Source organism: Oceanisphaera sp. (genome assembly GCF_048268965.1).
Classification (GTDB): Bacteria; Pseudomonadota; Gammaproteobacteria; order Enterobacterales; family Aeromonadaceae; genus Oceanimonas.
In genome coordinates this window covers 50,264-64,140 of sequence record NZ_JBLWUK010000010.1, presented here as the reverse complement: position 1 = coordinate 64,140, position 13,877 = coordinate 50,264, and the positions used below count along the sequence as shown (strand labels likewise).

At 55.9% G+C, this 13,877-nt stretch carries 9 protein-coding genes; 8 read left to right on the top strand and 1 reads right to left on the bottom strand.

What is annotated here, in order from left to right; genetic code table 11:
• Nucleotides 1-241 precede the first annotated feature (241 nt).
• From ACN0VL_RS06890 to ACN0VL_RS06865, 6 genes are all read left to right on the top strand, one after another.
• Nucleotides 242-2,449 carry a TRAP transporter permease gene (locus tag ACN0VL_RS06890; RefSeq protein ID WP_417615810.1) on the top strand — a complete coding sequence of 736 codons (2,208 nt, stop codon included), beginning with the start codon at nucleotides 242-244 and terminating at the stop codon, nucleotides 2,447-2,449.
• Nucleotides 2,450-2,578: 129 nt separating this feature from the next.
• Nucleotides 2,579-3,577 (top strand): TAXI family TRAP transporter solute-binding subunit, encoded by a 999-nt coding sequence (locus tag ACN0VL_RS06885; protein ID WP_417615809.1) that lies wholly within the window; start codon nucleotides 2,579-2,581, stop codon nucleotides 3,575-3,577.
• A 142-nt stretch (nucleotides 3,578-3,719) separates the two neighbouring features.
• Nucleotides 3,720-5,090, top strand: coding sequence for a hypothetical protein (locus ACN0VL_RS06880; protein WP_417615807.1), 1,371 nt, complete (start codon nucleotides 3,720-3,722; stop codon nucleotides 5,088-5,090).
• Between the two features lie 331 nt (nucleotides 5,091-5,421).
• Complete coding sequence (locus tag ACN0VL_RS06875) at nucleotides 5,422-6,744, top strand: dicarboxylate/amino acid:cation symporter (RefSeq protein WP_417615805.1); 1,323 nt, start codon at nucleotides 5,422-5,424, stop codon at nucleotides 6,742-6,744.
• 229 nt (nucleotides 6,745-6,973) lie between these two features.
• On the top strand, nucleotides 6,974-8,461 hold the full coding sequence (locus tag ACN0VL_RS06870) for a diguanylate cyclase (RefSeq protein WP_417615803.1): 1,488 nt from the start codon (nucleotides 6,974-6,976) through the stop codon (nucleotides 8,459-8,461).
• 225 nt (nucleotides 8,462-8,686) lie between these two features.
• A complete protein-coding gene (locus tag ACN0VL_RS06865; protein WP_417615801.1) occupies nucleotides 8,687-10,912 on the top strand; it encodes an NADP-dependent isocitrate dehydrogenase in 2,226 nt (741 codons plus the stop codon).
• Between the two features lie 134 nt (nucleotides 10,913-11,046).
• On the opposite strand, the gene ACN0VL_RS06860 is transcribed toward ACN0VL_RS06865, so the two are convergent.
• Nucleotides 11,047-11,421: a DUF488 domain-containing protein gene (locus ACN0VL_RS06860; RefSeq protein ID WP_417615799.1), complete on the bottom strand. Its 375-nt coding sequence runs from the start codon at nucleotides 11,419-11,421 to the stop codon at nucleotides 11,047-11,049.
• Between the two features lie 243 nt (nucleotides 11,422-11,664).
• On the opposite strand from ACN0VL_RS06860, the gene ACN0VL_RS06855 reads away from it, so the two are divergent.
• Both ACN0VL_RS06855 and dctP read left to right on the top strand, forming a co-directional pair.
• Complete coding sequence (locus ACN0VL_RS06855) at nucleotides 11,665-12,423, top strand: MipA/OmpV family protein (RefSeq protein ID WP_417615797.1); 759 nt, start codon at nucleotides 11,665-11,667, stop codon at nucleotides 12,421-12,423.
• Between the two features lie 396 nt (nucleotides 12,424-12,819).
• The gene (dctP, locus tag ACN0VL_RS06850) at nucleotides 12,820-13,842 is read left to right on the top strand and encodes a TRAP transporter substrate-binding protein DctP (protein WP_417615795.1); all 1,023 of its coding nucleotides are present in this window, start codon (nucleotides 12,820-12,822) and stop codon (nucleotides 13,840-13,842) included.
• The last annotated feature ends 35 nt before the right edge of the window (nucleotides 13,843-13,877 follow it).

Here is a 13,877-nt window from a genome sequence, read left to right as displayed (position 1 = left end):
ACTCCCCGCCAGCAATCGGCGGGTTTCCACCCATTTCCTGCCCATGTCGGCCTCCTGAATCGTCGCTCTCGATGCTCAGGGCCTGCTTACCCGCGCCTTTGCGCCTAGGCCACCCAACCTGGCCTCAATTTTGCAGCAAGGTTTCAACAACAACACCCAAACAACGCCAAGCTGTTTACCTGCCAGTAAACGACGGCCAGGAACGCCGCACGCCCGGTGCCGGAGAAAACCAGAGGTCAAGATGTCAAACACCGAACCACAGCTAGACAGCCTCAGCCCCGAAGAGCAAAAGAAGCTCAAGGAACTGATGGAAAAAGATGCCAAGAGCGAGCGCGCCCTCGTGGGGCCCTGGGCCTGGCTGGTCGCCGCCCTGTCCGCCGCCATGGTCGCCATCTACTTTTACGGTGCCGGAGTGGCTGCACTCAGCACTCAATACCACCTTGGCATATATGTGCTGATCACCTTCGTGCTGGTGTTCCTGCTGTATCCGGCGGGTAGCCGTGTCACCCATGGCGGACTCTCCTTGATCAGCGCCACCCTGCTGTCGGTGCTGATCAGCTGCTTTCTGATCTACGACTCGCCCACGGCCTTCTATCAACAGTTGACCCTGTTCCGGGAAACCTGGGACTACGACGGCCTGAGCATGGCGCTGGAGCAGGATCTGGACAAGCTGCACTACAGCCTGTGGCTGATCCTGCCCCTCGCCGCCGTCCTGCTCCCCCTGGATCAATGGCTGAACCGGCATCATCACAACAGCCCCACCGCCAGCGATGTGATACTGGCGCTGATAACGGCGGGCACGGTACTGTACTGGATCAGCCAGTTCGAACTGCTCAACTACCGGGCCGGAGCAGAAAACGAGGTCGACATGCTGATCAGTATCGTCGGCTTGTTGCTGTCGCTGGAAATCTGCCGCCGGGTGCTGGGCTGGTCAATCACCCTGATCGGGGTGGCCATGATCGCCTTCGCCTTGTTTGGCCCCTATTTACCCGACTTGCTGGCCCATAGAGGGTTCCGTTTCGAGCGCCTGGCCACCGCCCTGTTTCTGACCACCAACGGGGTGTTCGGCGTCATGGCCAGCGTACTGGCGACCTACGTCATTCTGTTCATCTTCTTCGGCGCCTTCCTGCAGAAGTCCGGCGCCGGCAAGTTCTTTATCGACTTGCCTCTGGCCCTCGCCGGGCACTCCACCGGCGGCCCGGCCAAGGTTGCCGTGATTTCCTCTGCCCTGTTTGGCTCTGTATCCGGCTCGGCCATCGCCAATACCGTTTCTTCTGGCGCCTTTACCATTCCCATGATGAAACGGGCCGGGTTCAAACCCCATGTTGCCGGTGCCATAGAGCCTGCGGCTTCCATTGGGGGCATGTTTCTGCCGCCTATTATGGGCGCAGGGGGCTTTTTGATGGCAGAGCTGACCGGCACTCCCTACTCCACCATCATGATGCTGTCCATCGGACCGGCCCTGCTCTACTTTCTGGCGGTGTACTGCATGGTGCACTTCGAGGCGAAAAAACACGGTCTGGTCGGCATACAGGGCGAAGAAATCCCGCACTGGAAAACCGTGCTCAAGGGGGGCTGGTACTATGCCCTGCCGCTGGTCATTATTACGGTACTGCTGCTCAGCGGCCGTTCCGCCGGCAACTCGGCGTTCTGGGCGACCCTGTCCTGTATTGCCGTCAGCTGGGTCGACAAGAAAACCCGCATGGGGCCCCGTGAAATATGGGATGCCATTCAGGTAGGGGCGCGAAATACCTTGATCGTGGGCGCCACTATCGGCGTCATCGGCATCATAGTCGGCACCATTTCACTCACCGGCATGGGCCTAAAATTTTCCGATCTGGTGATATCCATGGCCGGCAACAGCCTGTTGCTGGCACTGGTGCTGGTGGCCCTCGCCTCTCTGGTACTGGGCATGGGAGTGCCGGTCACCGCCGCTTATTTGATTGTCGCCGTGCTGGCGGTCCCCGCCCTGGGCGAATTCGGGGTATCAGCCATCGCCGCCCATATGATCGTCTATTGGCTATCCCAGGACTCCAACATTACGCCACCGGTCTGTGTCGCCGCCTATGCGGGCGCCGCCATTGCAGGCTCAGACCCCTGGAAAACCGGCTGGACCTCCTTCAAGTTCGCCAAGATGCTGTACGTGATGCCGCTGCTGTTCGCCTATGTGCCGGCCATGCTGCTCGACGGTAGCCTGCTGGAAATCATCTCTGCCTTCGTATCCGCTACCCTGGGGACCATCGCCTTCGGCGCCTTCTCCATGGGATACCTGCGCCGCAAGACCAAGCTGTATGAATGGTTGCTGCTGGGCGCCGGCACCCTGTTGCTCTACTGGCCCACGCTGATTTCAGATATCGCCGGTCTGGCTCTGGTCGCCCTGGTGTGGTGGCTGCAGCGGGAAAACAGCGCCACGCCCATGGCCGATGCTCACCACTCCAATGCCAGTTAAGGACACCGCCATGGCTCAGCTCAAGCTGATTGTATACGCAACCGACTTTTCCGACGGCACGGCCGAACCGCCGTCTCACCTTTCTCGAGGGAAGACAACGAGAAATACCACCATAAAGAGGAAACAAGCATGATACTGAAAAAACTGCGCCAGCCTGCCAAAGCGCTGACTTCCATGACCATAGTGACAGTCGCAACCGTCGGTATGGGCATGGCCCACGCCCAGACCGAACGTCTGGCGTTTTCCGGCGGACCGGACGGCGGCACCTTCCAGTATTTTTCCAATGGCATCGCCACTCGGCTGTCACGGACCCTGGACGGCGTGGAAGTATCCAACATGGCCTCCGCCGGCTCGGTCGAAAACCTGCGTCGGGTTAATTCCCGCGACGCCGATTTCGGTATCGTCTACTCCGGCGACATGTACCTGGGGTTGAACGGTAAATTGACCAACGACACCCGCAAGTATCGCAATGTTCAGGCCATTTCCTATCTGTACGGTGCCCCTGCTCACCTGATAGTGCTGGACGGCTCCGGGATTACCGATGTGGCACAGCTCGAAGGCAAGAATATCGCCGTGGGCCCCGCCGGGTCCGGTGCTGCCGCCTCTGCCCAACGCTTCTTCGAAGGGGTCGGCTTGTGGGATAAAATCACCCCCCAGTACATCGGCTACAACCAGGGCGCCTCGGCTCTGGGCGACCGTCAAATCGATGCCCTCTGGGTCTTTGCAGGCTTCCCCAACGCTTCCGTCATTCAGGCTGCCTCCAGCAACAAGATCCGTCTGCTGCAAGTGAACGAGGCCGCCGAGAAGGGCACCCTGTTCAGTGACCACCCTTACTACGCCGCCGTCACCATACCGGCGGGCACCTACTCGAACGTGGATTATGATGTGGTGACGATTCAGGACTCGGCCCTCTGGGTTGCCGGCCGCCATCTGTCCGAAGAGAAGGTACACGACAGCCTGAAGGAAATTTACTCGGATGAAGGCCTGAAATTCATGTCTTCCGTCTCTCAGGCGGCCACTTCCATGTCCATCGACAGCGGCATAATGGGCATAGTGACGCCCATGCACAACGGCGCCAAGACATTCTGGACCGAGCAGGGAAAAACCCTGAGCAGCGCCCAGCAATAAATCATCAACAAGCCCGCTACTCCAGCCCCGTGTTTACACGGGGCTTTTTATCTTTCCCGACCCGACCTGAGGCAGTAGGCAGCAAACCTGAAAATACGTTAAGATATTGTCATCATTCATATTTATGGTGTGCCCCTCGCCTGTGATCAACGTTGAGCGTAAAGATGGTTTCTCTCTCAAGATATCTCGTATTCTGCGGGAGGCCACCGAGCACCGGCTGGATATTTACCTCTTTATTCCCGGCGAACTGGGGCTGACCACCAAGGTCGTTGCAGAAGAAGACTTTTACCACAGCGCCATTCATGTACAGCGCACCTATTTCAGTGACCGGCCCTATCTGCCCCTGATCCACAGTCGCCTGGCGCGACGCGGCGAGCTTTCTTCCGAGCAGTATCGCCTCAGCCTGAGTTTGTACGCCTACCAGTATGCCATTGGGTTGGAGCAGTCCTGCCATGAGCTGCGCAACGAAAAGGACGAGGTGACCCAGGAAGCCATTGCCGAGCTCACCGCCCTGGCACAGGATATTTTGCGCCGTTTACGGCGTAATATTCCCAGTGATCAGACGCTGCGTAAATATTACGTCAATATCGATAATTACCTTTCCTGGTTTACCGAGCAACGGCTGCTGTCGCTGGTCGCGCATTTACCTCGCGGCAAAGAGTATAAAACCGCCAAGTCACTCCTTTTGGAGGTCTGCAACATTGAGCATCAGCATCGCGTCGAACAACAATACAACTCCAGCCATACCACCGAAGCCTTGTCGCGTATTTCCAATAAAATGCGGCTGTTGCGCCGTCTGATCGAATACCCGGTCACCCTGAAGGAAAAAACCCAGGAGCTGGGGGGCGGCGAAGAAAAACTGCTGAAAGCCGGCGTCACCGCCGTGGTGATGACCGCGATGTCGCTGGCCGTATTCGAGGTGCGCGAAACCCTGGGCAGCATCTCGCTGCTGGTCATTTTACTGCTGGCGCTGCTGTATGCATTGCGGGAAATATTTAAAGACGACTTGCGCAACACCTTATGGCGCTGGCTACGCAAGGGGCGCCCAAAGTGGCGGCGACAATATTTCGATGTGCATAGCGCGCAATTGGTGGGGCGCCAGCTTGAATGGTTCGATTATCGTCGCCCCAGCCGGCTCACGGAAGACATTCTGGCGGCCCGTCACGCCAACGTGACTCAGAAAGAAGAGGTGGTCATACACTATGGCAGCCACTCCCGCATGCTGCCGACCCGCTTTTTAAGCGGTTACGAGCAAACCCGGGAAACACTGCAGCTGGATTTGAGCCTGTTGTCCAAGCTCATGGAAAAGGGCTCCCACCATGTCTACCAGTTAAAAGACGGACAGGTGGCTCGTCACCCGGTAGAGAAACGCTATCTGCTCAACCTGGTAACCCGTGAGGTGCAAGGCCAGAAACCGCCGGTCATCCAGCGCTGGAAGGTGGTAATGAGTCGTTCAAAAGTCGTTGAAATTGAAGAAATACCGCAAAAAAACAACTCACACGCCACTACCTAGCCTTCATCCTTCATCCTTCATCACAGCCAAACCGGATACAGTCAGTAAAGAGAGTCAGGCGGCAGCCCTCCCTCGGGATGACCGCCTGGCCGACTGGCTCTCAACCTGAGGGTGACGCTCCGGCAACAATTCAAGCAGTGTAATAATGGGCCTCTGCCGCACTTTAAAAGCATAAAACTTCACGACAAACAAAAAAAATGGCACCCTGTGCGCCGTTTTGTCACCTCTACCCTATTAGGTGTGGCAAAAATAGAGGCTTTAGACCTCAACACAGGGCATCCGATGATGCCGCTATTTTGCTCTGTTATATCGGAGAAGGAGATTCCACTCGATGACCACCGATAAGAAAAAAATGTCGTTAACCGCCCGGGTTCTGTTGGGTATGTGTCTTGGCATTTTGGCGGGATTTATTTTCCGCACCCTGTTGGGCGACGTGACCTTAGTGCAGGAATATGTGGTCGATGGCCTGTTACAGGTTGGCGGCCAGATCTTCATTGCCAGTCTGAAAATGTTGGTTGTTCCGCTGATCTTCGTGTCTTTGGTGTGCGGCACCAGCTCGTTAAAGGATCTGGCGACCCTGGGGCGCCTGGGCGGCAAGACGCTGGCTTTTTACATGGTCACCACGGCTATCGCGATCAGCCTGGCACTCTTGATGGGTAACCTGTTCAAACCCGGCGAAGGCGTAGACTTGACCAGTGCCGCGACCTTTGCCGCCAAAGAGGCCCCTACGCTGGGTGAAGTGATAGTCGGCATGTTCCCTACCAACCCCATCAACTCGATGGCAGAAGGCAATACCCTGCAGATTATCGTGTTTGCCGTGCTGTTTGGCATTGCCATCAGTCTGGCGGGTAAGCCGGGCGAGCGCATTGCCGCGCTGTTCAGCGACTTCAACGAAGTGATCATGAAGCTGGTTTCGCTGCTGATGAACATAGCGCCTTATGGCGTCTTCTGCTTGATGGCTCAGCTGTTCAGTGATTTGGGGCTCGATGCCATCGTCAACCTGATAGAGTACTTCCTGGTACTGGCGGGCACCCTGCTGCTGCATGGCCTGGTCACCTACTCCCTTGTATTCCGCACCTTTACCGGCCTGAACCCGCTCATCTTCCTGAAAAAAATGGAAGATGCCATCATGTTCGCCTTTTCCACCGCTTCTTCCAACGCCACCATACCGGTGACCATGGAAACCACCACCCGACGCATGGGGGTGGACAACAAGGTCGCCGCCTTTACCGTGCCTCTGGGCGCCACCATCAATATGGATGGCACCGCTATCATGCAGGGGGTGGCCACCGCCTTTATTGCTCAGGCCTTTAATATCGACCTGAGCTTTAACGATTACATGATGGTGATCATGACCGCCACCCTTGCCTCCGTGGGGACCGCGGGCGTACCGGGCGTGGGTCTCGTCATGCTGGCCATGGTGCTCAACCAGGTGGGTCTGCCGGTAGAGGGCATAGCGCTGATCATCGGCGTGGATCGTCTGCTCGACATGATACGAACCGCGGTCAACATCACCGGCGATGCGGTCGTCACCTGTGTGGTTGGCAAAAGCGAAGGGGCCATGGATGTGGCGCGGTTTAACGACCCCGGCGCCGGCAAACAAGAAGAAAGCATTCACTTTGCCTCCGCGACGGCTCATCACAGCCGGGACTAGCCCGGGTGTCACTGATCATTTTCCGAGGCGTTAGCCGAGAGTGATGTGGGTCTTTGTTGACCACACCTTGAGTGGTTGTCTGTATCAGCGAGATACAGGCAACCCTCACCCGCATCGGGTGACCGTTCGAGTTCCCCTGACAGTGTGACTGCAGAATATCGAGGGCAAGGATTGCTCTCTGACAGCCAAGACGCCATGATAGTCTGATAACCATTGCATGAGATCAGAAATGGACTCAGTCTTTGTTGTTGCCGTCAAACGGTATTTTTCCAGGATACTGGGGTTAACAGGCCATGCCTTGTGGCCAATGCTGCTCTTGTTATTACTCGGAAGCCCGCCGTTATCAGCCGCCCCCCTTCAGGTCGCGCTGACCCTGACCGACAAGGCCTATGTTAGTGCGCACCCCGTCGTGCCTGTTTGTGTCGATCCCGACTGGTTACCCTTTGAGGCGATAGACCAGCATCAAAATCATGTCGGTATTGTTGCCGACTTGCTGGCCCTGGTGAGAGAAAAGACGGGGTTGCAAATCCAGCTGTACCCCACCACCAGCTGGGAAGAGAGCCTGGCGGCCTCACAAAGCGGACAATGCCTGGCCTTGAGTGCACTCAACCAGACACCGGAGCGCGAGCAGTGGCTTATTTTTACCGATCCCCTGCTGGAAGACCCCAATGTCTTGATTACCCGGGAAGACCATCCGTTTATTTCCGATCTGGCCAGCTTGGAAAATCACTCCATTGCCCTGCAGCGCGGCACCGCCATGGCGGAGCTGTTTGCCCGGGACTTTCCCAATCTGACCATTATTGATACCGATACCGAAACAGAAGCCGTGCAACTGGTGGCGGATGGCAAAGCGGATCTGACGCTGCGCTCCCTGGTGGTCGCCGCACACACCATCAAGCGGGCCGGCTGGTACAACCTCAAGGTATCGGGCCAGATCCCCGGGTATGAGAATCAGCTGCGCATCGGCGTACTCAAGTCGGAACTCACACTGCGCAATATTCTTAATCGCGGCATATTCGCCATCAGCGAGCAGGAGCGACAACAGGTGATGGACAGGCACCTGAACCTGCAAGTGGTGTCGGAAGTCGTCACCGACCACACCCTGGCCTATGGTTTGGGTCTATTGCTGCTGGCGGTTATCGGCACCAGCCTGTTCTGGATGCGCCGCCTGGGTGCCGTGAACAAACAGCTGAATATCATGGCGCAAACCGATGCACTCACCCAGCTGACCAATCGCCACGGCTTGAATTCAACCCTGGCAACAGATTTGGAGCGCGCCCAGCGTTATCAGCATCCGCTCTCGGTCATCATGATGGATATTGATCATTTCAAGCAGATTAACGACCAATATGGCCACCTGACGGGAGACAAGGTGCTGGTGGAATGCAGCCGACTGCTAAAAGACAACCTGCGTAAATCCGATATTATTTGTCGCTGGGGCGGAGAAGAGTTTCTGATACTCTGCTTTGAGACCACTCAGGAGCAGGCGACCCTGCTGGCGCAGCTGTTACTGGAAAAGCTTCGCCATCATCACTTTACCGAGGTGGGCAGTATCACCGTCAGTGCCGGTGTTGCCCAGGCGCGACCGAACGACAACGCCGAAACCCTCACGCAACGGGCTGATACCCTGCTGTACGAAGCCAAGCACAACGGCAGAGACCGCGTCTGCGTGGCCGACGCCACCCCGGACTTGGCCACCGCGACCAGCGACCTATAACCGGCAAATGGTGCCGATATCGGGTATAACACCTCATACCCGGCCGTGATTACGGGTTTGAAACCACAGAATTGACTTAAGTCACTTAAGTCTTGGGGGGCATCTGTCATACAATGGTGCCGAGTATTTACTGCAGCGGCCCCGGTCAGCGTCACTGGCAAGCGATGCCGGGGATCATATCAAGCCGTTGCGTCCCAAATTATCAAACAGGGAAAAAGCGAAATAATGACCACCAAAGAACCCACTATAGTCTATACCTTAACCGACGAAGCTCCCGCCTTGGCCACTTACTCTTTGCTGCCCATAGTGCGCACTTTTGTGAGTGCGGCCGGCATCAAGGTGACTCTCAGCGACATTTCCCTGGCCGGTCGTGTTCTGGCCGCATTTCCCGAGCTGCTGAGTGAAGAGCAACGCGTGGCAGACGGCCTGAGTGAGCTGGGTGAGCTCACCCTGGATCCGAGTGCCAACATCATCAAGCTGCCCAACATCAGTGCCTCTGTGCCCCAGCTAAGAGCCTGTATTGCCGAGCTGCAGGCCCAGGGTTTTGCCATTCCCGATTTGCCGGAAGAAGCAAAAACCGACGAAGAAAAGTCGGCAGCCGAACGCTACTCCCGCATTCTGGGCAGTGCCGTTAACCCCGTATTACGCCAGGGCAACTCGGATCGTCGTGCCCCGACTGCGGTGAAGGCATTTGTACGCAAGTACCCTCACTCCATGGGAGCCTGGAGCAAGGCTTCCCGCTCTCATGCCGATTACATGCAGGGCGGCGACTTCTTCTCCAGCGAGCAGTCGGTCACCATAGAGAAGGACCAGACGGTCCGCATCGAGTTCGTCGATAGCGCCGGCCAGGTACGGGTTAAAAAGTCACTGCCACTGCAGGCCGGTGAAGTGCTGGATGGCATGTTCATGAGCGCCAAGGCACTGTCTGACTTTTTTGAACAGACACTGCAAGATTGTAAAGAAAACGGTGTGATGTGGTCTTTGCACGTCAAGGCCACCATGATGAAGGTGTCTCACCCCATCGTCTTTGGCCATGCGGTTAAAGTCTTCTACCGCGATGTATTCGAGAAGTACGGCGACCTGTTCGACGAACTGGGTGTGAACCCCAATAACGGCATGAGCAGCGTACTGGAAAAAATTAAAACTCTGCCACAGTCGACCCAGGATGAAATCGAGCAGGCGATCCACGACTGCTACGAGAGCCGCCCCGAAATGGCCATGGTCGACTCGGTGAAAGGCATTACCAACCTGCACGTGCCCAGCGACGTGATTGTTGATGCCTCCATGCCCGCCATGATCCGTAACTCGGGTCAGATGTGGGGTCGCGACGGCAAGCAAAAAGACACCAAGGCCGTCATGCCCGAGAGTACTTATGCGCGCATCTATCAGGAAGTGATCAACTTCTGCAAAACCAACGGTGCCTTCGATCCTCGCACCATGGGGACTGTACCCAACGTGGGCCTGATGGCGATGAAAGCCGAAGAATACGGCTCTCACGACAAGACCTTTGAACTGTCGGAAGATGGCATCATGCGTGTCGTCGACGAAAGCGGCAAGGTACTGATGCAACATGCCGTTGAACAAGGCGATATCTGGCGCGCCTGTCAAACCAAGGACGCCGCCGTTCGCGACTGGGTCAAGCTGGCCGTTACCCGTGCACGTCAGTCCAATACCCCTGCGGTATTCTGGCTGGATGCCGAGCGTGCCCACGACCGTGAGCTGCGTAAAAAAGTGGAAGCCTACCTGCAAGAGCATGATTTGAACGGCCTGGATATTCAGATCATGTCTTACAACGAAGCCATTCGCTTCTCGATGGAGCGTATCAAGCGCGGCCAGGATACCATTTCCGTCACCGGTAACGTGCTGCGTGACTACCTCACCGACTTGTTCCCCATTCTGGAACTGGGTACTTCGGCCAAAATGCTGTCCATCGTGCCCATGCTGGCCGGTGGCGGCATGTACGAAACCGGTGCCGGTGGCTCTGCGCCCAAGCACGTACAACAGCTGCTGGAAGAAAACCACCTGCGTTGGGACTCGCTAGGCGAGTTTCTCGCCCTGGCGGTGTCACTGGAAGAGCTGGGCATCAAAGAAGGGAACGCCAAGGCCAAGATACTGGCCAAGTGTCTGGACAAGGCCACCGAGTTGCTGCTGGATAACGGCAAGTCGCCCTCACGCAAAGCGGGCGAACTCGACAACCGCGGCAGCCACTTCTACCTCAGCCTGTACTGGGCTCAGCAACTGGCCGCCCAGGACGAGGATGCCGAACTGGCCGCTCACTTCGCACCACTGGCTGAAACGCTGGCGAACCACGAAGAGAAGATCCTGGCCGAACTGGAAGCGGTTCAGGGCCAGCCCGCAGGGCTAGAAGGTTATTATCACATCGACGCTGCAGCCCTCGAGAAAGTGATGCGCCCCAGCGCGACACTGAACCAGGCGCTTTCAGCCCAGTAAACACAGGTCCGTTTTAAGACTGCCCGTACAAAACCCAGCCCATGGCTGGGTTTTTTTATTGGGCGCTAGGAGTGAGGGGTGAGGAGTGAAGAATAACCACCGCCTGCAGATTCAATGTTTTTGCGCCTAACCCTTCACGACTTACCCCTTACTTGTTTATCCCCCAGCATCGCCAGATAGTGTTTCAGCACCACCGCATTATTGTGCCGTTCATCTTTGGCGCTGTACACCAGAGTGACTTTGCGTTCATTCGCCAGCTGCGCCAGCTCGCGCAATGTTTCTCTATGCTGCTTTAGTTCACTTAAATAACGGCGACGAAAGTCGTCCCACGCCAGCTGCTCGTGATGGAAGGCGCTGCGCAACTCATCACTGGGAGCCACCTCTTTCAGCCAGTCATCCAGCCTGGCCTCTGCTTTGCTGACTCCTCTTGGCCATAGTTTATCGACCAGCACACGGTAACCATCCTGGGGACTGGCCGCGTCGTACGCTCGCTTCAGGCTGACTGACATCCCGCTCCCTCCCTGCCGTAGACAATCTCAATATAGTCAACTTATCGGCGCCCATAACGGGCGGTCGCAACCATCCACGCCATCGCCACCATGCTAAGCTCACTCCGACAGCCATGCGTTTCAATCTGGAAACGGTTGGCATTCAGTTTTGCACCCATAAACACGCCCGCTCGGTATTTACCGGAGCGACCAGGGACAGGTGTGGCTTATTAACCATTAACAATAAGAGAGGATAGCCGTTTTATGTCGCGTTCATTTATCTATTCTTTGGTCGCCCTGACTCCCCTGCTGGCCGCCCCGGCCATGGCGCAGACTCCCTGGAGTGGCACTATAGGTGCCGGCGTTATGGTCGCTCCCGACTATCTGGGCAGTGATGATTACAAAAGTCGGGTATTACCCGATCTCAACATAAAATATGGTGAGCTGTTTTATCTGAATGCGCGAGACGGCCTCGGCTGGAATTTATATCAGCAGCCAGACTGGACCCTTTCCCCTTTTATCGGCTACCACCTGGGGCGCGATAACACCGGCGACCTAAGCGACTTCCAGAAAGTTGATGCCGGCGTGACCGGCGGCATACGACTCAGCTATCAACCCGACCACTGGCGTTACAGCCTGCAAGCCGAAACCCCGCTCGGCGGTGATCTAGACGGCTATCAAATTACGATGCGGGCGGGATGGCGCAGCCAGATTGCCCCAGACTGGTACGCCGGCTTTGGCCCCAGCCTGGTTTACAGCAGCAAAGAGTGGACGCAGGGTATGTTTGATGTCTCCGCGCGCGATGCGGCTCGCAGTGGCTTGGCTCGCTATCAAGCCGACCAGGGCTACTGGCGGCTGGGATTAAGCGGCCACATTAGCTATCGCTTTGCCCCCGACTGGTCAGTTACCGGCCTGGCCGGCATCACCCACCTGAGCGGTGATGCCAAGGACAGTCCCATCGTCAGTCAGGCAGGCGATGCCACCCAAACCCTGACGGCTGTGGTGCTGAACTACCACTTCTAACCCCGCACACTGACGCTTGATCTGGCAGCCCACTGCCAATATCACCATGAGGCAACACGCTTGCCTCATTCAGCCTGATCGCCATCTCTACCAACCCCCACCAACGCCAACAATCATTAGTGATATAAACATATTATTGCAGTCACGCCTATATCACACCTTATTCAACCCGATTTTGTGCTGATTACCGTTTATTACAAAAATAAACCACCAACAATAAACAAATCGTTAAAAAATAAACAAAAAGAATAAAAAACCACCAGATAAGTATATTTAAAAGTCGATAGCCAGCAATAATCAAGACTTAATGACAGCAAACCCTTGCGTCATGGGATTTCTTTTGCCAGTCTGGCACATAACAATGACGTTAGAGCACGAAACAATGGGGATTAATTAATGAACAAGCCATACAGTTTAAAGCGAACGTTAAAGCAACTCACTGGTTTATCCGCGCTGGCACTATTCACCTGTACTGCTGCTCAGGCCGCTAATTGGCGCTACGCTCATGAAGAGTATGCGGGCGACGTGCAAGATGTATATGCCTATAAATTCAAGGAATACATCGAGGAAAACTCGGATCACACCCTGCAGGTGTATCGCTTTGGTGAACTGGGCGAATCCGACGACATCATGGAGCAAACCCAGGCCGGCATTCTCAACTTCGTTAACCAGTCTCCCGGCTTTACCGGCTCCCTCATCCCCGAAGCGCAAATCTTTTTTATTCCCTACCTGATGCCCACCGACATGAGCTCGGTCGTGAAGTTCTTCCGCGAAAGCAAGGCCATCAACGAAGATTTTCCCAAGCTGTATGCAGAAAAAGGCCTGGAGCTGCTGACCATGTATCCCGAAGGTGAGATGGTGATCACCCTGGATGAAAAAGCCACCACGCCGGAAGAGCTGAACAACAAGAAAATCCGCGTCATGACCAACCCGCTATTGTCGGAAACCTATTCCGCCTTTGGCGCCACCCCCACTCCGCTCCCCTGGGGTGAAGTCTATGGAGCACTGCAAACCAACATGATCCAGGGGCACGAAAATCCCATCTTCTGGATTGAGTCGGGCAAGCTGTATGAAGTGTCTCCCAACCTGATTTTTACCGGGCACGGCTGGTTTACTACCGCCATGATGGCCAACCAGGACTTCTATAACGGCTTGTCTGATGACGATCAGCAGCTGGTACACAAGGCGGCCGATTACGCCTTCGAGGAGATTCTGCAACACATAGACGGACTGGCCGATCGTTCACTGAAAAAAATTACCGACAGCAGCAAAGACGTCACCGTTACTCGCTTGACGGATGAACAGATTGGCGCCTTTAAAGCCCGTGCCCCACAGGTAGAAGAGAAGTTCATTGAGATGGCCGGCGACAGTGGCAAGGCGCTACTAGAACAGTTCAAACAGGATCTTGACACATTGTAATACTGGCTTGTTCATGCCCCACCCACAGGCGGGGC